Origin of the sequence: Nocardia sp. NPDC005998, assembly GCF_040614395.1 — a bacterium.
Lineage (GTDB): Bacteria > Actinomycetota > Actinomycetes > Mycobacteriales > Mycobacteriaceae > Nocardia.
The window spans coordinates 1-19,291 of sequence record NZ_JBEXUI010000027.1; the positions used below are offsets into that span (position 1 = coordinate 1).

Consider the following 19,291-nt stretch of genomic DNA (forward strand, 5'->3'; position numbering starts at 1 on the left):
GGTAGCTACCGCACAGGGCCGAGTCGCGGTTCGGATCAGGCCACGGCGACCAAGCGGGCCGCATTGGCCGACTCGTCGTCGGCGGCCTTATTGGCCGCCAGCTCGGCCTCGACCCGCTCGCGATAGCGGGTCACTTCGCGGTCGGTGGTCGCGGCATCCCAACCGAGTCGGGCGCCGATGAGGTAGGCCACCGCGGGCGCGGCGGTCAGACCGCGGTCCGCGGCTTCGATGGAGATGCGGGTGCGGCGGGTCAGCACATCATCGAGATGCAGTGCGCCCTCGTGCGTTACCGCGTAGACGACCTCGGCACCAAGGTACTCGTCGGCACCCGGGAGCGGTTCGGCCAACTCCGGTTCGGCGGTGATCAGATCGAAAAGTTCGGACACGCCCGAACCGTAGCGGCCGAGCAGATGTTCGACGGTCGCGACGGGCAGGCCCGCGCGCTGCGCGACACTGTGCACATCGGCGGCCAGTTCCTGATAGCCGACCGCGCCGAGCAGCGGCAGATGTTCGGTCACCGACGGGGCGGCGGCGCGGCCGAGGCCCTTGACGGCGGCATCGACCACATCGGCAGCCATCACCCGGTAGGTGGTGTACTTGCCGCCCGCGATCACGAACAGACCCGGAACCGGTTCCGCGACAGCGTGTTCGCGCGACAGCGATGCGGTATCGCTGGACGCACCCGACAGCAGCGGCCGCAGGCCCGCGTAGGTGCCGACAATATCGTTGCGGGTCAACGGCTCTCGCAGCACCGCGTTCATATGGTCGAGGATGTACTGCACATCGGCGTCGCTGGCGACGGGATGGTTCTTGTCCAGCGTCCAGTCGGTGTCGGTGGTGCCGATGATCCAGTGCCGAGCCCACGGGATCACGAACAGCACACTCTTCTCGGTGCGCATGATCAGACCGGTATCCAGGTCGAGCCGTTCGCGCGGGACCAGAATGTGCACGCCCTTGGACATGCGCACGTGGAACGGGAATTTCACGCCGGTCATCTCGTTCATCTCATCGGTCCAGACACCGGTCGCGCTGATCACCCGGCGGGCGCGCACGGTGTATTCGCGACCGGTCTCCAGATCGGTGACGTGCGCGCCGATGACGCGCTCGCCGTCACGCAGCAGTCCGGTGACCTTGGTGCGGGTGAGTACCGTCGCACCGTGCTGTGCTGCGGTGCGCGCGATGGTCATGGTGTGGCGGGCGTCGTCGACCTGCGCGTCGAAGTAGCGGATCGCGCCGATCATCGCGTCGTCACGCAGCGCTGGCGCCAATTCCATTGCACGCGTATGTGATAGGTGCCGGTGCATGGGCAGCGCCCTGGCTCCGCCGATGGTGTCGTACAGTGCGACGCCAGCGCCGATGTAGGCGCGCTCCCATACCCGGTGCTGCAGCGGCAGCAGGAACGACACCGGTCGCACCAGATGCGGTGCGAGCCGGTGCAGCAGCAGGCCGCGTTCCTTCAATGCCTCACGCACCAGCCAGAAGTCGAGCTGTTCCAGGTAGCGCAAGCCGCCGTGGATGAGCTTGCTGGAACGGCTCGATGTGCCCGCGGCGAAGTCCCTGGCCTCGACCATGGTGACGGTCAGGCCGCGCGCTGCCGCGTCGAGGGCGGCACCGGCGCCGACCACGCCGCCACCGATGACCAGTACGTCGATTTCATTGTCGCCCAATGTTTTCAGCGCATCGGCGCGGTAGTTCGGGTCCAAACGTGCGGACACGGTATGTCTCCTTGCTTCGGTGCTACTCAGTCTTCGGGTTCGGGCCGAGCTGGTTTTCGAGGGTCATTCGTCCACGTCGATCCAGTCGAGGGTGCGCGCGACGGCCTTTTTCCAACGGGCATAACCGTGTTCGCGCTGCTGTTCGGTCCAGGTCGGGGTCCAGCGCTTGTCCTCGTGCCAGTTCTGCACGAGTTCATCGGTGTCGCTCCAGAATCCGACCGCCAGCCCCGCCGCGTAGGCGGCGCCGAGTGCGGTGGTCTCGGCGACCACCGGTCGCGAGACGGGCACATCGAGGAAGTCGGCCTGCAACTGCATGCACAGCTCGTTGGCGGTGACGCCGCCGTCCACGCGCAGGGTGTCCAGGCGCACACCGGAATCGGCCTCCATGGCCTCGACGACATCGCGGGTCTGATAGCAGATCGATTCCAGCGTGGCCCGCGCGAGATGGGCATTGGTGCTATAGCGGGACAGGCCGACGATGACGCCGCGGGCATCCGAACGCCAATACGGTGCGAACAGTCCGGAGAACGCGGGTACGAAGTACACCCCACCGTTGTCCTCGGCCTGCCTGGCCAGCGATTCGCTCTGTGCCGCACCAGAAATGACGCCGAGCTGATCGCGCAGCCACTGCACGGCCGAACCGGTGACCGCGATCGAACCCTCCAGCGCGTACACCGGCTTGTCGTCGCCGAACTGGTAGGCGACGGTGGTGAGTAGGCCGTGCTGCGAGCGCACGATTTCGGTTCCGGTATTGAGCAGCAGGAAGTTTCCGGTGCCGTAGGTGTTCTTGGCCTCACCCGGACGGAAGCACACCTGACCGACGGTGGCGGCCTGCTGATCGCCGAGCACACCGGCCAGCGGCACCTCGCCGCCGAACGGGCCGTCGGCCCTGGTCTTGCCGAACAGTTCCGGATTCGACGAGGGGGCGATGGTCGGCAGCATTGCGCGCGGAATCCCGAACAGCGATAGCAGTTCGTCGTCCCAGTCGCAGGTTTCCAGATCCATCAGCATGGTGCGACTGGCATTGGTCGGATCGGTGACATGCACCCCGCCGTCGATGCCGCCGGTGAGATTCCACAGCAGCCAGGTGTCGGTGGTGCCGAAGATCGCCTCGCCCCGCTCGGCATCGGCGGCGACGCCGGGAACGTTGTCCAGGATCCAGCGCAGTTTGCCACCGGAGAAATAGGTGGCGGGCGGCAAACCGGCCTTGCGGCGGATGACCTCGCCATGACCCGCGCGTTCCAGGTCGGCGGCGATCTTATCGGTCCTGGTGTCCTGCCAGACGATGGCGTTGCAGTATGGGCGCCCGGTCCGGCGATTCCATACCACCGTGGTTTCGCGCTGGTTGGTGACACCGACCGCGGCCAGATCGCTCGCGACGAGATCGGCCTTGTTGAGCGTGGAGGTGATAACCGAGCGGGTGCGCTCCCAGATCTCGGTCGGATTGTGCTCGACCCAACCCGCGCGCGGCAGAATCTGCTCATGCTCGAGCTGGTGCCGGGCGATCTCGTTGCCGCCATGGTCGAACACCATGAACCGCGTGCTTGTTGTGCCCTGATCGATGGCGCCGACGTACTGGCTCATCGCTGTCCTTTCGAAAAACGCATGGGAAGAAGATTTAGAACAGGAATTGCGCGGCGAGTCCGGCGAGCGCGCCGCCAGCCAGCGGGCCGAGTACCGGCACCCAGGCATAGGACCAGTCGGAGTTGCTGCGACGGGATTCCGTGGGGTGTTCGGGCAGAGGTTCGGCATATCCCGCACCCGCCGCGACCGGGATTCGCGCGGGCGCGGACTTGCCGATCGGCAGCAGCGCGTGCGCGATGCGTGGCCCGAGGTCACGGGCCGGGTTGATGGCGTAACCGGTCGGGCCGCCGAGCGAGGCGCCGATGCCGACGACCAGCAGTGCCGCGGCGACCGGACCCAATCCGGTCGGAGTGTGGCCGAACGCCATGATCACCAGAACCAGGACGAATGTGCCGATCACCTCGGTGGCGAAGTTCCACCGCAGGGCACGGATCGCGGGCCCGGTGGCGAAGACCGCCAGCTTCTTGTCCGCATCGGTCTCGGCGTCGAAGTGCCGCTTATAGGCCAGATAGGCCAGATTCGCGCCGAGGAAGGCGCCGACCATTTGCCCGCCGAGATAGGCGATGGTGTTGACGACCGAAATATCGACACCGGGCGCGTACTCGTCCGCACCACTGAAGAGAATGCCGATGGTGACCGCGGGATTGAGGTGACCGCCCGATTTGTAGGCGACGTACACCCCGGCCATGACGCCGAGACCCCATCCCATATTGATCAGCAGCCAGCCGCCGTCGTATCCCTTGGATTTGGTCAGCAACACATTCGCGACCACGCCGACACCGAGTAGCAGCAGGATCCCTGTGCCGAGTGCCTCGCTGACGAATACCGAGCCGAAGTTCACCGTTGAGCCTCCGTCTGAAAATGCCAGCCGCGGTTGCGACTGCTGGCGCAGAGGTTACGACCGCGTTGCGATACCGGACATAGCTCGCGTTCGACAATGCCGAACGGTTGTGGTGGCCGTCGCACTGCGCCGCCACTACTGTCCAGCGACCGTGGAGGTCACCATGACGCAGGTCACACCTCATAGCGCGGGTGTTGCTCGGAGGTCCCTACGCATTCGACATTGTCGAACTCGCAGGTTCCGGATAGGTTTCGGCGTATGCCCGGTCCGATCCAATCGATCGAACGAGCGGCGGCCGTCCTACAGCTGCTCGCTCGGGGTTCCGGCCGCCTCGGGGTCGGTGAGATCGCGGGTGCGCTCGATCTGGCCAAGCCGACCGCGCACGGCATTCTGCGTACGCTGCAGGGTGTCGGATTCGTCGAACAGGATCGGGCCAGCGGCAAATACCAGCTCGGTGCGGCCGTCTTGCATCTCGGGACCAGCTATCTCGACAACAACGAGCTGCGCTCGCGGGCGATCAACTGGGCCGATGCCTTGGCCGCGCGCACGGGTGAGTCGGTGCGAATCGGAGCGGCTGCGGAAGGAGATGTGGTGGTCGTGCACCATGTCTTCCGCCCGGACAATACCGAGCAGGCGCTCGAGGTCGGGGAACTGCTGCCGATGCACGCGACCGCGCTCGGCAAGGTGCTGCTCGCTTATGACGCCGAGGTGGCCGCCGCCGTCCGCGCCGGTGAGTTGGCGCGGCTCACCCGGCGCACGATCGTCGACCGGGCGGCGCTCAACCGGGCGCTCGCGGCGGTTCGGCAGGCCGGATGGGCTGGAGAGACCGAGGAGTTCCGGTCCGGCGTCGCCGCTATCGCGGCGCCGATCCGCGCGCACGGCGGACTGGTGGTCGGCGCAATCGGGATCAGCGGGCGGGTCGACCGGCTCTGTGATTCGCAGCTGCGGCATCGGCCGACGCTGGTCGGCCTGGTGCGTGATGCCGCGTACGCGGTATCGCGGGATCTTGGTGCCGCGCACTGAGTTCGCTGAACTCGATTCGAATCACGTTCCACCGAACCGAATTTTCATCCGATAGGAAGCAGGCGATGTCGCAACGCTATGTGCTGGCGATCGACCAGGGCACCACCTCGACCAGGTGCATCCTGTTCGATCAGCGTGCCCGCCTGGCCGGTGTCGCCCAGCGCGAACACCAGCAGTACTACCCGCGTCCGGGCTGGGTCGAACAGGACGCGATGGAGATCTGGCGCAATGTCGAGCGGCTCGTCCCGCAGGCATTGCGGGATTCGGGTATTGCCGCCGAACAGGTTGTGGCCCTCGGCATCGCCAATCAGCGCGAAACCACGGTGGTCTGGGATCGGCGCACCGGCGTGCCGATCGGGCGAGCGATCGTCTGGCAGGATGTGCGCAGCGATGACCTGGTGCGCGAATTCGACAGTAGGCCGGGTGCGGAACGGATCCGCGAATTGTGCGGTCTGCCGCTTGCGGGCTATTTCGCCGCGCCGCGCCTGCGTTGGCTGCTGGATGCCATTCCGGGACTGCGGGATCGGGCCGAGCGCGGCGACGTGCTGTTCGGCACCATGGAGACGTGGCTGATCTGGAATCTGACCGGCGGCGCGGATGGCGGTGTGCATCGCACCGATGTCACCAATGCCAGCCGAACATTGCTGATGAATCTCACCACGCTCGCCTGGGATCGGGAACTACTGGAATTCTTCGGAATTCCCGCCGCAATGCTGCCGACCATTCAGCCCTCGACCGCGTCCTACGGGACGACCAGTCGCGTGGTGCCCGGCATCCGGATCGCCGCCGCACTCGGTGACCAGCACGCCGCGCTGTTCGGCCAAACCTGTTTCGCCCGTGGGGAAACCAAATGCACCTACGGGACCGGGGGCTTTCTGATGATGAATACCGGGCGAGAACTGGTGCAGTCGTCACACGGTCTACTCACCACGATCGGGTATCAGATCGAGTCCGAACCGGTGTACGCGCTGGAGGGGCCGATCGCGGTCGCCGGATCGCTGGTGCAGTGGGTCCGCGACAATATCGGCCTGGTCTCGAGTGCGCCCGAAATCGAAACCCTTGCTCGCACAGTCGAAGACAATGGCGGCTGCTATATCGTGCCCGCCTTCTCCGGTCTGTACGCGCCGCATTGGCGCAGCGATGCGCGGGGTCTGGTCATCGGCCTGACCTCCTATATCAACAAGGGCCACCTCGCCCGTGCGGTACTGGAGGCCACCGCCTGGCAGACCCGCGAAGTCGTCGACGCCATGAACGCCGACTCCGGTCTGCATGCCCGCACCTTGCGCGTCGACGGTGGCATGACCTCCGACAACCTGCTCATGCAGATAGTCGCCGACGTCCTCGACATTCCCGTCATGCGCCCCTTCGTCGCCGAAACCGTCTCCCTCGGAGCCGCTTACGCCGCTGGTCTCGCCGTCGGCTACTGGCCGGACCTGGAAGGTCTGCGCAGCAATTGGCGCCTGGCGGGCCAATGGGTCCCCCGAATGGACCCGATCCACCGCGCCGATGAATACGACAACTGGAAACGCGCAGTAGCCCTCACCTTCGGCTGGGCGCGGTCGAAACGGCAATAGGTACCCCGACCGGCGCCCCTGACGTGTCGCGTGCACCGTCGAGGTCGCTCGCATCGATGTCCGTCGCTTCCGCGACGCCCGTGTCGCGGATCAACAAGCCCGCGAACACCTTGTCGGCGGATCGGTCACCGAATCCGGCACTCTCATCGTGGTCGCCGATATCGACCTGCCCCAGCGGTTCGTCGCATTGGGCGGCACTTGGAACGCGGCCAGCTTCCAATACGGTGACCGCGAGTTCGTCGGTTAGCCCGGCCGGCGCGCCCCGATGCAGTCGGCGCAAACCTGAATCGCGCTTTAGACTTCGGCGGTGCGAACTTCGTTGCGACCGGCCGTCCTAGGTCTGATCAGTGCGATGCTCGTGATGGCCGTCGGGTCGACCCCGGCGGCCATCGCGCAAGCGGTCGACCCGGCGGTCTGCGGCACGCCGCTCTCGCCGAATGAGCTGGACACCATCGCCCGGCTCTCCGACACCGGCACGCTGGCCGGAGATGCGTTGCAGCGGTTGACGATCGCGGTGGCGCGCCATCATGAGATCACCGACATCCTGGTCGCGCATCGGGATCGGCGCGGGCTGTTCCCACTCGGACTCGACGGTGTCGAACAGTTGGCGGTAATGCCCTTGCAGCGGGATCCCGCCGCATTTCAGGACCGGGAGTACGCGCATGCGATCAGCCTCGAGCTACTGGGGCGATTCCTGAAGAACCTGCATGCGGCCGTTACCGGCGCGCCCGTCGAGCCACACTGGGCGCGGTATTTCGAGCTGGCCCGGCGGTGTGAGGTGTCGCCCGCCCGCGTCGCGATGGCGGGCTACAACGCGCATTTGACCGTGGATCTCGCGTATTCGGTGGCGTCCGTGGGCAGTAGGCCGGACAATGCACCCGACTACTTCAAGATTGTCGATGCCATCGCGTCATCCGGTCGGGTGATCGTCGATCGCACCAAGGAGGTCTACAACGGGGATCTCGGTCCGCTGTGGCGGTTCTATTTCCTCGGCGAGGGGCTGGACCTGCTGCTCGGTGCGGGGGTCGCGACCGGTCCGCTCCTGCGGGCCGCGGATCTCGGATACAACGTGGTGATCTACGGCAATGGGCTGGCGCTGGAGGATCCCGGACTGCACGATGCGACCGTGGCGGAAGTCGGGCTGCTCAGTGCTTCCGTCGATGCCGCACTGGATGTGTTGACGCTGTTCAGAGGTTTGTGAGACACCTAGGCACTACGGGTCTGGTGGCAGGGCAAGGAGTCGCGGTGGGCACATCACTCGTCAAGGGACAGAACGGCCCGCTGGCGGTGTCGAATGTCGTTGTCTCGGTGCAATCGGCAGCAGCGGTCGATGTTTCGGCGCTATTGGTCAACGATGCGGGCCGGGTGCGTACCGACGCCGACTTCGTCTTCTTCAATCAGCCTAATGCGCCCGGTGTCGAGTTGCGGTCGGGAATGCCTGCGGCGCTGGTCGTTTCCACGGCCGAAGTATCCGCGGAAACCGATCGAATTCGGGTGGTCATCACGCTGGATGATGCCACCGCAACTTTCGGAAAATTCGCGCCACCGGTTGCCGCCGTCGCCGACGGATCCGGAAACATCCTGTACGAGTACGTGATCGATGGGCTCGGCACCGAATCGGTCGTCATCGCAGTGGAACTATATCGGCGTAATTCCGACTGGAAGATCCGCGCGGTTGGGCAGGGCTATGCGGGTGGGTTCGCCGCTCTGGTCACCGACCACGGGGTGAGCGTCGACGATGAACCCGCACCGGTGTCCGTTGCGCCGGTAGGATTCCCGGCGCCCGCCGCAACGGCAGCGCCTGCGGCACCTGCCGCCGCCCCCGAAGTCCGCACCGTCCCCGGTGAGGCCGCACTCTCCTTCGAGAAGCGCGCCACCCTCGACCTGCGCAAACGCGAGGTCGCCAATGTCCTGATCACCAAGAACGCCTTCGGGATTCGTGCCCGAGTCGTCCTGGTCATCGATAAAACCCTCAGCATGAGCAGGCAATACAGCAAAGGGGTCGTGCACCGCGTCGTCCAGCGGATGATCCCGGTGGCCACCCAACTCGACGAGGACGGCACCCTGGAGGCCTACCTCTACGCCCTGTCCTTCGCGAAACTGCCTGATATCACCGTCGAACACGGCGATGCATGGGCCCAGACCTTCCTGCACCTCACCGGCATCCACCAGGGCATCGACTACGCCAGAATCGGTGGCCGCAATGACGAACTGCCGATCATGCGCGACATCATCGCCGCATTGCGCCCCGGCGGCACCCCGACCTTGGTGCTGTTCTTCACCGACGGCGGGTTCGCCAAGAAGCGTGAAATCACCGCACTCATGCGCGATGCGTCTCGGCTGCCTGCCTTCTGGCAGTTCGTCGGCCTCGGCAAGGCCAACTACGGCCTGCTGCGGACCCTCGACGAAATGTCGGATCGTGTTGTCGACAATGCGGGTTTCTTCGCCCTCGACGACATCGACCAGGTGGACGACGCGCAGCTCTATGCCCGCCTGCTCGGCGAGTTCCCGGACTGGCTGCGTGCCGCGACCCGGGCGGGCATTCTCGGCTGAATCATCGGCGAACCGAAAGGCGCTCGCGCGCAACCGCCGACGCGAACTCAGCCGATAACCGCGTTCATGATGGTGCCCGCGCTGGTGGCGACCACGCCGCCGATCATGGCTCCGGCCACCATCTTCGGGGATTCCAGGCCGCCGCCGCTCCACTTCTCCCAGGCGAAACGGCCACCGGCGTAGATGATGGCGGTGATGCCAGCGAGCAGCACGAACCAGGTCAGATAGCGGACCATCTGGAGGATTTTGTCGGCCACCGGTGGGGCCTCGGGGGTGGGATTGCCGAGCTGCGCCCAAGTGTCGTAAACGCTGGCCAGGATCATTTCGGATTGCTCATTCTGGATGCGGGACAGGAATGTAATTCGCTCACCGAGGATGGTATCGGGTTCTCGGCGACCGCGCAGTCACGTCTTTCCGACCTTGCCGGACTCGGCGGTGGCGTCGCCACCAGCGCGGGCACCATCATGAATTCGATTCTCGGCACCGGCTGATCGCGGCACGGCACTGGACCGCCGCTTGCCCGATATATGGCAAATATGTGGCTATACTCCGCCTGATCTCTCGAAGTTGTCCGACCTGATCGGGAAAGTAGGGAGAAGGCCATGACCCAGGTGTCGCGGCGATCTGTGCTGCTGGCCGGTGCCGTCGCGGGCACGGGCCTGGCCGCGTGCGGCAAATCGACGAACTCTGGGGGTGCCGGCGGACCCCATGGTGAGCCGCCGCGCGATGCGCGTTCGATCGCGACCGACGCCTATATCTTCGGCTATCCGCTGGTGCTGATCGATGTCACGTTGCAGACGAATACTGCTGCCGTTCCGGCGAATAGAATCGCCGCCCTCGGCCCGATCGATTCGACGATGAACTCGGTGGTCATGCCGAATGTCGACACCCTTTATGCGTCAGCCTGGCTCGATCTGCGTGCCGAACCGGTGGTGCTGCAGGTTCCGGAGATGGACGGCGATCGGTACTGGTTGATGCAGATCATGGACGCCTGGACCAATACGACACACAATCCGAGCAGTGTGGCACCCCAGGTGAAGGATGGGCAGACCGCGCCGTACACCTACGTGATCACCGGCCCCGATTGGTCGGGCCCGCTCCCGGACAACCTGACTCCGTTGGCGATGCCCACCGCGACCGCATGGTTGATCGGTCGGGTCGAACTCCGCGATCAGGCCGATCTCGCCGCCGCCGAGGCATTGCAGCATCAGGTGTACCTGGCGCCACTGAGCGCCTGGCAGCGCGGTGAACGACCGACCCCGGAGATCGATCCGAATATGGTGGCCCCGATCTCGGCGCCGCAGCAGGTCGCGCGGATGGACGGACGCACCTTCTTCACTCGGCTCTGCGACCTGATGCGCACCAATCCGCCGGCTGCCGCCGACGCCCCTGCCCTGCGGCGCTTTTCGACGATCGGTATCGGGCCCGGCGGCGCGCTGGATGGTGCTCCGGCCGCGGATCTCGATGCCGCCGTCGCGGCGGGCCAATTGCAGATTCCGGACTACGCCAATCCCGAGGCCAGACGCGAGAACGGTTGGGATATCGCGACCAATCTCGGTACCTATGGCACCGACTACGCGTTGCGCGCCTCCACCGCATGGACCGCGCTCGGTGCGAATCTGCCCAAGGATGTCGTCTATCCAGAAATCAGCGCGAATGCGGGGGAGCAGGGCACGCCGCGCCGGTACCGGCTGTACTTCCCAGCCGGGCAGTCGCCGCCCGTGCGGGCCTTCTGGTCGCTGACCGCCTATACCGCTCAGCGCTTTCTGGTGCCGAATGCGGCGGGCATCTACTCGGTTGGGCACCAACGTCCCGTCGTACCGCTGCCGGACGGTGCGCTGGAACTCGCCATCCAGGCCGAGGATCCGAGAGATGAAGTGCCCTATGGCAATTGGCTGCCGATTCCGGAGTCGGGAACGTTCCGGCTCGCGCTGCGCCTCTATGTTCCCGAGGGCGGTGCGCTCGACGGCAGCTGGACACCACCGAGTTTGACCCGAATCGGATGAGCGAGGAGAGCCATGGATAACTGCGGTGCCATCCTTGCCCCCGCGCAGATCGCGCGTCGGACGGTCCTCGGGCTCGCCGCCGCCGGTATCGGACTGGCCGCCTGCGGGAAATCCTCGGACAAGTCCGCGTCGACCTCGGCCGCGTCCAGCGATGTCGAGGCCATCGCCAAGGACGCCTACGTCTTCGGCTATCCGCTGGTGTTGATGGACGTCACTCGGGCTGCGGCGGAAGCGATTGCCCCGGTCAACACCTTCCAGCACGCCACCGCGCTGCCGACACCGGAGCGCCGCGATGTGGTGCGAGTGAACCTGGACACCCTGTATTCGACGGCGTGGCTGGATGTTTCGGCGGAGCCGATGGTATTGCAGGTGCCTGCGATCGATCCGAGTCGCTACTGGATGATGCAGGTGCTCGATGCTTGGACGAATACCGTGCACGACCCGAGTAGTAGGCGGCCGCAGGTGAGCTCGGGTGGCCCGCCCTTCACCTATCTCGTCACCGGTCCGAAGTGGATGGGCGCGGTGCCCGATGCCCTGATCGAGCTCCCGGTGCCGACACCGACTGCGTGGTTGCTCGGGCGGATCCAGGTCAACGGTTCCGCCGACATCGCTGCCGTCACGGCGCTACAGCAACAGCTGAAACTGGTGCCGCTCAGCGCATGGGCCACAAGCAAGGACACGCCGTCGCACTCGACCCCGACGGGCTCCACAGCGGTCCCGCCGCCGAAGCAGGTGCACGATATGGACGCGGCGACCTTCTTCACCCGAATGTGCGCGGTCATGGCGGTGAATCCGCCACCTTCCGACGATGAACCGGCCATGAAACGCTTCGCCGCCATCGGCATTCGGCCGGGCGGCAGCGTCCAAGGCATTTCCAACGATCAGCTGACCGCGGCGGCCGATGCGGCGAAGAAGGAGATTCCGACCTACACCGACCCGACCATGGTGAACGAGAACGGATGGCGCCTCAATCCGGGAGTCGGCACCTACGGCACCGACTACCTGCTGCGGGCCAATGTCGCATGGGTCGGCTTGGGAGCCAACCTCTCGCGGGACGCGCTCTATCCGGGCATGTTCGCCAAGGCCGACCGCAATGGCACGCCCACCAAATTTCGGCTGCACTTCCCACCGGGACAACTCCCACCGGTCGATGCGTTCTGGTCGCTGACCGCCTACGACGCCGACGGCTACCTGATACCGAATACGGCGAATATCTACGCGATCGGACATCAGGTTCCGGTGGTGCCCAATCCGGACGGTTCGGTCGATCTCGCTGTGCAGCATGAGGATCCGGGTGTCAGCGTGCCCGCGGGCAACTGGCTGCCCATTCCGGCAGCGGGCCAGTTCTCGCTCGTCATGCGGCTCTATGCGCCGAAAGATGTTGCCATCAGTGGGCATTGGCAGCCGCCCGTGCTGACGGTCGCGGCGTAGGCGGCGAGACACCATGGGCCGCTTCGTTTTCCCGATTTCGGTCGCCGCCGTTGCGGTGCTGGTATTCGCCGCGCCTAGTGCCGCGGCGGATGCGATCGGTGACGACAACCTGGGTGTGCCGTCGCGTACGGCATTCTCGTTCCGCTCGGTGGTTCCGGGTGTCGAGTGGGGCACTGCGAACGAATACGAATCGCGCACGGGATTGTCGCTGGTCAAGCTCTATATGGTCGATTACGCGCTGCACCACGGTGATCGCAGTGCGGAGGATCTGGTGTTGGCCGAGCGGATGATCCGCTACTCCGACGATTCCGCCGCCGACGCGATGGGCGCCAAGTATCCGCAGGCGATCGACGCCATCGCCGCGGAGTACCACCTGACCGGCACCAAATCGGGTGCGGCCTGGGGCATGTCGTATACCAGCACCGCCGATGTGGCCAGCTTCCTGGCGGCCAAACAGCGCACCGAACCCAGCTCACCGATCTTCGACTGGATGGCCGCCGCGGGCGACCAGGCGGCCGACGGTACCTCCCAGGACTGGGGGACCGCGCGGCTGCCGGGGGTCCTGGGCAGCAAATGGGGCTGGTCCGATAGCGAGCCGCTCGAGGTGGCCTCGGCGTCGTTCGGCAACGGCTTCGCCGTCGCGGCGCATACCCGCGGCACACCCCAGGACCAGACGGCTGATCTCGAGGCTGTGGTGCCGCGGTTGCTGCAGGAGCTGGTCGCGCGCGTGTTCCGGTAGTCAGTCGTCGCCGTCCCAGGTCCAGTGCGGCACCGCGCGGATCGGGTGCAGTTCGTCATCGGACTTGGCGTGCGAATTCTGTTGTGCCACCTGCGCGCCGAATTCGGCATGTTCGCGCACCGCGTCGCGGAAGGCCGGATCATCGAGCAGGCCGGCCTCTTCGAACGCTTCCAGGTACAGCTGGGCGAACCGGTCGCGTTGTTCGTCGGTGATCGCGAGGCCGCGATGCACGGCGATGATGTAGTCGAAGCCGAGGTCGCGGGTGAAACGGTCCGGCCCACCGAAGGATTCGGCGGTGAACCAGGTGAGGTGGTCGACGTGGGTCGGGAGGCGTTCGGTGAACTGGGTTTTCAGCACTGGATCGGCCAGCACCTTGTCGTAGAAGGCTGCTTCGACGCGATGCAATGGCTCGTCGCCACCGGCGTGCTCGTACAGGCTGGGCATGGGAACCTCCGAACAGGGAGTCGAATCGGTCGAGTCTCATTACAGGCCGTCCTCGGTGGCGCGTCCACCGTTTCGCGATAAGCGATCAGGAGGAAAGTCATAGCTGATTGCTATTTATACATCCCGCGAACGGGCGGCAACCGCCGATTCAGTTAACGGGTTTTACTAAACACTGTTCACAAGGTCCGGTTGTGTGGTTTTATCTCCTCAGGAACGTGTTCCACACAACGTTGTGAGGTCTGCAGCCCATGTCAGACCGGTAGGAGATAGCCGTGACCGTGACCACGCCAGCGATTCCCACAGGATTCGACTTCACCGACCCCGATCTGCTCGCCACCCGCCTGCCCATCCGCGAATTCGCCGAGCTGCGCCGGACCGCGCCGGTCTGGTGGTGCGCGCAGTCCGGGCGGGCCAGCGGCTTCGATGACGGCGGCTACTGGGTCGTGTCCAAGCTCGACCACATCAAGGAGATCTCGAAGAATCCCGAGGTCTTCTCCTCGCACGAGAACACCGCGATCATCCGGTTCAACGAGGAAACCACCCGCGAGCAGATCGACATGCTCGGCAATATGCTGCTGCTGAACCAGGATCCGCCGCAGCACACCAAGACCCGCCGCATCATCTCCAAGGGCTTCACCCCGCGCGCGGTGGAGAGCCTGCGCGCGGCGCTCACCGAACGCGCGGCCCGAATTGTGCACGAGGCCAAGCAGACCGGCCGCGGCGACTTCGTCGAACAGGTCGCCTGCGAACTGCCGCTACAGGCCATCGCGGAGCTCATCGGCGTCCCACAGGACGATCGCAAGAAGCTGTTCGACTGGACCAACCAGATGATCTCCTATGACGATCCGGAATTCGACGGCAACCACCATGCCGCGACCGCCGAAGTCATGGGCTACGCCTGGAATATGGCCGAGGAACGGCGCAAATGCCCGGCCGATGACATTGTCACCCAGCTGATCAATGCCGATATCAATGGCGAGAATCTGGGTTCGGACGAATTCGCGTTCTTCGTGATCCTGCTGTCGGTCGCGGGCAACGAGACCACCCGCAACTCGATCACCCACGGCATGAAGGCCTTCGTCGACAACCCCGAGCAGTGGGAGCTCTACAAACAGCAGCGTCCGCGCACCGCACCCGACGAGATCGTGCGCTGGGCCACCCCGGTGACCGCATTCCAGCGCACCGCCACCCAGGACACCGAAATCGGTGGGCAGCAGATCAAGAAGGGGCAGCGGGTCGGCCTGTTCTACAGCTCGGCCAATTTCGACGAGGACGGTTTCGAGGATCCGTTCACCTTCAATGTGCTGCGCAACCCCAACCCGCACGTCGGATTCGGCGGCACCGGTACGCACTACTGCGTGGGCGCCAATCTGGCCCGGCTGCAGATCGATCTGATGTTCAACGCCATCGCCGATGTCATGCCGAACCTGCGGCAGGTCGCCGATCCGGTGCGGTTGCGCTCGGGTTGGTTGAACGGGATCAAGCGCTGGGAAGTCGAATACGCTTGAATCCCCTGATGAACAGCTCGAAGCCGCGGGGGCGGGCGCCGGTGGTATCGGATGCGGATATCCGTCGGGTGGCCCGCGCACTGCTGGTCGACCATGGTCCCGATGCGGTCACGCTGCGAGCCATCGCGCGCGAGCTCGGCATTACCGCGCCCGCGCTGTACCGGTACTACAACTCCCGCGAGGACCTGCTGGAGAGCCTGCGCCTGGAGTTCTGTGCCGACCTCGCGGCCGAGCTGTCCGAGCAGATCGCGACCCTGCCCGATGACGGTGCGGTGCAGTTCTTCGCCATCTGCAAGGGTTTCCGGCGCTGGGCGCTGGCGCACACCAGGGAATTCACCCTGGTATTCGCCTCGCCCGGCGCGGGCCGGGCACGCATGCTGCGGCGGTTCAACGAACCGTTCGGGCGGATCTTCCTGGCCGCCACCGGTCGGCTGCTGGCCACCTACGATGTCGTGACGCCGCCGACCGATGTGATTCCGGCGGAGCTGCGCGATGATCTGGTGCTGTTCCAAACCGAGCTGCTGGCAGCGCTTTCGGAGTCCGGGCAGAAATTTCCCGCCGAGAAACTCGATCTCGGCGTGACATATCTGATGATCCAGATCTGGGCCCGGCTCTATGGGCACGTCACCCTGGAGGTCTTCGGGAATTATCCAATTCCGCTGTCGAATCCGGAGATTCTGTTCGATGCGATGCTGGCGGATCTGGGGCGGACCGCCGGATTGATCAGTGAGTGAGCCGGGACAGCCAGTCGGCGTAGCCGATGCCGATCGCCTCGCCGCGCTCGTCCAGGCAGAGGGCGCCGGACCGCAGCGCCCGCCCGATGCGGCCCGGGATGGGCACCGGCAGCGGTAACAGCTTGCGGTCGATGTGGTTTCGGTAGATATCCGCCAGCTCGGTAATGGTGTGCACGGACGGCCCGGCGATATCGGGAAGGCGTCCGGCCGGTCCGTTGCCCACCGCATCGGCCAGCCGGGTCGCGACGGCGCTCACATCGATCGGCTGCACCTTCGCCGTCGTGTGCGGAGCGATCCGCCATCGTGCTGGCAGTGCGAGGATTTCGGTGACGAGTTCGTGGAATTGGGTGGCGCGCAACAGCGTCCACGGAACCTCGCCCGTGGTGATCACCTGTTCCTGGGCCACCTTCGCCTGGTAGTAGGCGATGGGCACCTGATCGCAGCCGACAATGGAGATTTCGACGTGGTGGCCGATGCCCGCCTGCCGCTCGGCCTCGAGTAGCCGACGCACTCCGTCCACCATGACCGATCGGGTCCGGCGGCGGGCACTCACCGCGTCGACGACGGTATCGCAACCGTTCAATGCGGATTCCAGTCCGGATCCGGTGGCGAGATCGGCGGCTCGATGCTCGGTCACGCCAGTCGCCGGAGCGGTCCGGCTCACCACCCGAACCTCATGCCCGCGCGCGCCCAGCTCCCGTACCACCGCGGTTCCCAGCACCCCGGTTCCGCCGACTACCGCAACCCGCATGATCCACTCCCTCCAAACAACCCTGTTCGGTAAGTCGCACGCTACGGCGACACGGTACGCGGGCTCAACGTGCTTCATCACATATGCCTGATTCGCCACACCGGTGTTCCGGTGCGCGGATGTGTGCGGTATCGGAACCGGGGTGGGCGGTCAGATTCGCGCGCCTTTGGCGCGGTTACAGGCGCGGCAGAGGATCTGCAGATTGGTCGCGCTGGTCGCGCCGCCGCGGCTGAGCGGGATGATGTGGTCGAATTCGAGATAGTGGCCGTCGCCGCATTCGACGCATTTGCCGCCGTCGCGCTGCCACACTTCGGCCTTGACCTCTTGGGGGATGCTGCGGGTGTCGCGCTGGCCCGGGGTGAGGATCAGGCGTTTGGCGACCCGCAGCGCGCCCTCCAGGGCGGCCGCGACGTAGTCCGGATCGTCGACATCGAAGGTGGCGCCGCCGCGCGCCGAGGTCGCCGCGATGACTACCGTGCGCTGTTCGACCCGCACCGAAACCACCCGGTTCCACGGCAATTCGGTACCGGTGTCGGTGCCGACGAAGCGCAGCTTCTTATTGCTGGCGATCAGCCTGCCGTCGGTGAGCTTCGGCCCCTTGGCGAGCTGGCGCACGTGTACCGCGGGCAGATCCAAGTGCACCCGCTCCTCCGGATCCAGGTGCAGGCCGGGGGTCCGGACCACCGGTAGGTCTCCGCCGCGCAACCTGGACAGGGTGTGGCCGCGATACATTCGCCTGCGCAGATCCTCGACCAGTGGTCCGCTGAGCGCCAGTTCCTCGATTGTGTATTCGAATGCCTCGTATTCGGCCTGCTCGATCTCCCCATCCGCGAATGCGAAGGCGACAAGTCGCTCCACATAGGTGAGCGCGACATCCCGCAGAGCCGCCCGTCCCAGCCCCTCGTCGATCCGCTGATACCGCAGCGATGCCCACAGCTCCGCCCATTCCGCGCCGCGCGGCCCGAATGCGGTGAGCACCCGCCAAGCCTGGGTGTGCCAGTGCGTCAGAAACTCTTCAATTTCACTCTCGCAGCGTTCACACGGCGCGAGTCCGCCGAACAGCTTGCGCCGCCGGGGATTTCCACACCGCGCACAGTCGCGTGGGCCGGGTTGCGGCCGTGCACGGATGGCGCTCGTCCATTCGGCTCCGTCCCACCAACGCATACGGGAGGGGTGCTCGGGATCGGAATGCCAGTCCGCACGTTCGGGATTCGGCGGTGGCGGCAGCGGCGGATCGATCTCGTGGCGTCGGCGATCGAGGTCGACTGCTCGGCTTCGGCCGAGCTGGTCGTCCTGGTCCGAGGGTGCGGGGTGGTGGAGCTGCCGAGGGCGGGTGGCGTCGGGTCCGCCCACGGAAACACGTTGTCGCGCTGGGGAGGTGGATGATCGGTGATGCGGAAAGGCCGTCGGGGCCGGGCGCGGTCGGTCGGGGGCCGGCGCTGCGGGATCGTCGACGGTGACCCCGAATTCGGTGACGAGTCCGGAGAGCCCGCTGGCCCAGCCCTGTCCGATCGCGCGAAAGCGCCACTGGCCGTCGCGGCGGTAGAACTCGCCGAACATCATCGCGGCCACCGCATCGGTATCGGTGATATCGAACTGGGCGATCGGCCCGTCGGCGGCTTCGATGGTGAGGGTCAAACCCGTGATATCGCCGAAGGTTCCGTCGTCGACCGATCCCGCGACGACGATCCGGGCCACATCCGCTTCGGTGCGCGGTAGTGAGACGCTCAGTCGCGCGGTACCCGGCGCGGGCTCCTGATCGAGCGTCACCGCCTGCGACATATGCCGGGGCGCATTGAAGAACACCAGATCCCGATCGGTGCGCACCGCCCCCGCCTCCGCCAGCAACAGCGCATGCGCATCCACCGCATGCTCCGACCGCCATGAAATGACCACGGCTAGAAGGGAAGTCGGTACCGGCGCATTGGCCCCTTTGCTCAGTTTCATCGTGCTCGAACTATGCCACGAAGGTCCGACACGCCGAACCCGCCCATCCCTTGGTTCGGCGATGCGAGCGAATACGCGACTCGGGCGCACCACGGATTTCGGCGGGTGTGTCCGCCAGCCGCAGTATCGCGCCGGGCCCGCGCGTACGGCACCCACTGCGCTGCGTCATCCCGACCTGCCCACTACCGCGCTGCGGCGACAGGTTCGGGCCAGTCGCGCACGGACCTGACAGTGACGCGTTCGGGCCGTGCCGCATCGTGTGCTGTGGGCCGGTCGCACACTGCGGATCAGCTGGGTGGCTTGAGGCGCCGAGGTGGGCTGGGCTGGTGGTGCGTCGCGGGCTTTCAGTGCGTCGTGCCGGTCGGACGCTGCGGATCAGCTGGGTGGTCTGAGGCGCCGAGGTGGGCTGGGCTGGTGGTGCGTCGCGGGCTTTCAGTGCGT

At 65.8% G+C, this 19,291-nt stretch carries 17 protein-coding genes; 10 read left to right on the forward strand and 7 right to left on the reverse strand.

What is annotated here, in order from left to right; translation table 11 throughout:
- Positions 1–35 precede the first annotated feature (35 nt).
- The 3 genes from glpD to ABZ293_RS28720 form a co-directional block, all read right to left on the reverse strand.
- The gene (gene glpD, locus ABZ293_RS28710; RefSeq protein ID WP_355185658.1) at positions 36–1,715 is read right to left on the reverse strand and encodes a glycerol-3-phosphate dehydrogenase; all 1,680 of its coding nucleotides are present in this window, start codon (positions 1,713–1,715) and stop codon (positions 36–38) included.
- 63 nt (positions 1,716–1,778) lie between these two features.
- The gene (gene glpK, locus ABZ293_RS28715) at positions 1,779–3,299 is read right to left on the reverse strand and encodes a glycerol kinase GlpK (RefSeq protein WP_355185660.1); all 1,521 of its coding nucleotides are present in this window, start codon (positions 3,297–3,299) and stop codon (positions 1,779–1,781) included.
- Between the two features lie 34 nt (positions 3,300–3,333).
- The gene (locus tag ABZ293_RS28720; protein ID WP_355185662.1) at positions 3,334–4,140 is read right to left on the reverse strand and encodes an MIP/aquaporin family protein; all 807 of its coding nucleotides are present in this window, start codon (positions 4,138–4,140) and stop codon (positions 3,334–3,336) included.
- A 258-nt stretch (positions 4,141–4,398) separates the two neighbouring features.
- On the opposite strand from ABZ293_RS28720, the gene ABZ293_RS28725 reads away from it, so the two are divergent.
- From ABZ293_RS28725 to ABZ293_RS28740, 4 genes are all read left to right on the forward strand, one after another.
- Positions 4,399–5,163, forward strand: coding sequence for an IclR family transcriptional regulator (locus ABZ293_RS28725; RefSeq protein WP_355185664.1), 765 nt, complete (start codon positions 4,399–4,401; stop codon positions 5,161–5,163).
- Between the two features lie 65 nt (positions 5,164–5,228).
- The gene (glpK, locus tag ABZ293_RS28730; protein WP_355185666.1) at positions 5,229–6,737 is read left to right on the forward strand and encodes a glycerol kinase GlpK; all 1,509 of its coding nucleotides are present in this window, start codon (positions 5,229–5,231) and stop codon (positions 6,735–6,737) included.
- Positions 6,738–7,044: 307 nt separating this feature from the next.
- Complete coding sequence (locus ABZ293_RS28735; RefSeq protein WP_355185668.1) at positions 7,045–7,938, forward strand: DUF5995 family protein; 894 nt, start codon at positions 7,045–7,047, stop codon at positions 7,936–7,938.
- 44 nt (positions 7,939–7,982) lie between these two features.
- Entirely contained in the window at positions 7,983–9,290 is a 1,308-nt protein-coding gene (locus ABZ293_RS28740) for a VWA domain-containing protein (protein WP_355185670.1), read from the forward strand.
- Between the two features lie 47 nt (positions 9,291–9,337).
- Here the strand turns inward: ABZ293_RS28740 and ABZ293_RS28745 are convergent, their stop codons facing one another.
- The gene (locus tag ABZ293_RS28745) at positions 9,338–9,613 is read right to left on the reverse strand and encodes a hypothetical protein (protein ID WP_355185672.1); all 276 of its coding nucleotides are present in this window, start codon (positions 9,611–9,613) and stop codon (positions 9,338–9,340) included.
- A gap of 6 nt (positions 9,614–9,619) precedes the next feature.
- On the opposite strand from ABZ293_RS28745, the gene ABZ293_RS28750 reads away from it, so the two are divergent.
- The 4 genes from ABZ293_RS28750 (at position 9,620) to ABZ293_RS28765 (ending at position 13,466) form a co-directional block, all read left to right on the forward strand.
- Positions 9,620–9,781 carry a hypothetical protein gene (locus ABZ293_RS28750; protein ID WP_355185674.1) on the forward strand — a complete coding sequence of 54 codons (162 nt, stop codon included), beginning with the start codon at positions 9,620–9,622 and terminating at the stop codon, positions 9,779–9,781.
- A gap of 111 nt (positions 9,782–9,892) precedes the next feature.
- On the forward strand, positions 9,893–11,296 hold the full coding sequence (locus ABZ293_RS28755) for a DUF1254 domain-containing protein (RefSeq protein WP_355185676.1): 1,404 nt from the start codon (positions 9,893–9,895) through the stop codon (positions 11,294–11,296).
- A 12-nt stretch (positions 11,297–11,308) separates the two neighbouring features.
- Positions 11,309–12,727 carry a DUF1254 domain-containing protein gene (locus tag ABZ293_RS28760; protein WP_355185678.1) on the forward strand — a complete coding sequence of 473 codons (1,419 nt, stop codon included), beginning with the start codon at positions 11,309–11,311 and terminating at the stop codon, positions 12,725–12,727.
- 13 nt (positions 12,728–12,740) lie between these two features.
- Complete coding sequence (locus ABZ293_RS28765; RefSeq protein ID WP_355185680.1) at positions 12,741–13,466, forward strand: hypothetical protein; 726 nt, start codon at positions 12,741–12,743, stop codon at positions 13,464–13,466.
- On the opposite strand, the gene ABZ293_RS28770 is transcribed toward ABZ293_RS28765, so the two are convergent.
- Positions 13,467–13,910 (reverse strand): group II truncated hemoglobin, encoded by a 444-nt coding sequence (locus ABZ293_RS28770; RefSeq protein WP_355185682.1) that lies wholly within the window; start codon positions 13,908–13,910, stop codon positions 13,467–13,469.
- Between the two features lie 278 nt (positions 13,911–14,188).
- Here ABZ293_RS28770 and ABZ293_RS28775 point away from each other — a divergent pair, with 278 nt between their 5' ends.
- Positions 14,189–15,418, forward strand: a complete 1,230-nt coding sequence (locus tag ABZ293_RS28775) for a cytochrome P450 (RefSeq protein WP_355185834.1) — start codon at positions 14,189–14,191, stop codon at positions 15,416–15,418.
- Positions 15,419–15,426: 8 nt separating this feature from the next.
- Positions 15,427–16,152, forward strand: a complete 726-nt coding sequence (locus ABZ293_RS28780; RefSeq protein WP_355185684.1) for a TetR/AcrR family transcriptional regulator — start codon at positions 15,427–15,429, stop codon at positions 16,150–16,152.
- On the opposite strand, the gene ABZ293_RS28785 is transcribed toward ABZ293_RS28780, so the two are convergent.
- A complete protein-coding gene (locus ABZ293_RS28785; RefSeq protein ID WP_355185686.1) occupies positions 16,142–16,903 on the reverse strand; it encodes an NAD(P)H-binding protein in 762 nt (253 codons plus the stop codon). The two genes, ABZ293_RS28780 and ABZ293_RS28785, sit on opposite strands and share 11 nt — an antisense overlap.
- Before the next feature lie 150 nt (positions 16,904–17,053).
- Positions 17,054–18,850, reverse strand: coding sequence for a TerD family protein (locus tag ABZ293_RS28790; RefSeq protein ID WP_355185688.1), 1,797 nt, complete (start codon positions 18,848–18,850; stop codon positions 17,054–17,056).
- Positions 18,851–19,291: the final 441 nt, after the last annotated feature.

What these genes read in the sequence shown, in the direction of transcription:
- ABZ293_RS28765 (WP_355185680.1), top strand. Translation starts at nt 12,741, where the DNA reads ATGGGCCGCTTCGTTTTCCCGATTTCGGTCGCCGCCGTTGCGGTGCTG.
- ABZ293_RS28780 (WP_355185684.1), top strand. Translation starts at nt 15,427, where the DNA reads ATGAACAGCTCGAAGCCGCGGGGGCGGGCGCCGGTGGTATCGGATGCG.
- glpK (WP_355185660.1), bottom strand. Translation starts at nt 3,299, where the DNA reads ATGAGCCAGTACGTCGGCGCCATCGATCAGGGCACAACAAGCACGCGG.
- glpK (WP_355185666.1), top strand. Translation starts at nt 5,229, where the DNA reads ATGTCGCAACGCTATGTGCTGGCGATCGACCAGGGCACCACCTCGACC.
- ABZ293_RS28785 (WP_355185686.1), bottom strand. Translation starts at nt 16,903, where the DNA reads ATGCGGGTTGCGGTAGTCGGCGGAACCGGGGTGCTGGGAACCGCGGTG.
- ABZ293_RS28755 (WP_355185676.1), top strand. Translation starts at nt 9,893, where the DNA reads ATGACCCAGGTGTCGCGGCGATCTGTGCTGCTGGCCGGTGCCGTCGCG.
- ABZ293_RS28790 (WP_355185688.1), bottom strand. Translation starts at nt 18,850, where the DNA reads ATGAAACTGAGCAAAGGGGCCAATGCGCCGGTACCGACTTCCCTTCTA.
- ABZ293_RS28745 (WP_355185672.1), bottom strand. Translation starts at nt 9,613, where the DNA reads ATGATCCTGGCCAGCGTTTACGACACTTGGGCGCAGCTCGGCAATCCC.
- ABZ293_RS28760 (WP_355185678.1), top strand. Translation starts at nt 11,309, where the DNA reads ATGGATAACTGCGGTGCCATCCTTGCCCCCGCGCAGATCGCGCGTCGG.
- ABZ293_RS28770 (WP_355185682.1), bottom strand. Translation starts at nt 13,910, where the DNA reads ATGCCCAGCCTGTACGAGCACGCCGGTGGCGACGAGCCATTGCATCGC.
- ABZ293_RS28725 (WP_355185664.1), top strand. Translation starts at nt 4,399, where the DNA reads ATGCCCGGTCCGATCCAATCGATCGAACGAGCGGCGGCCGTCCTACAG.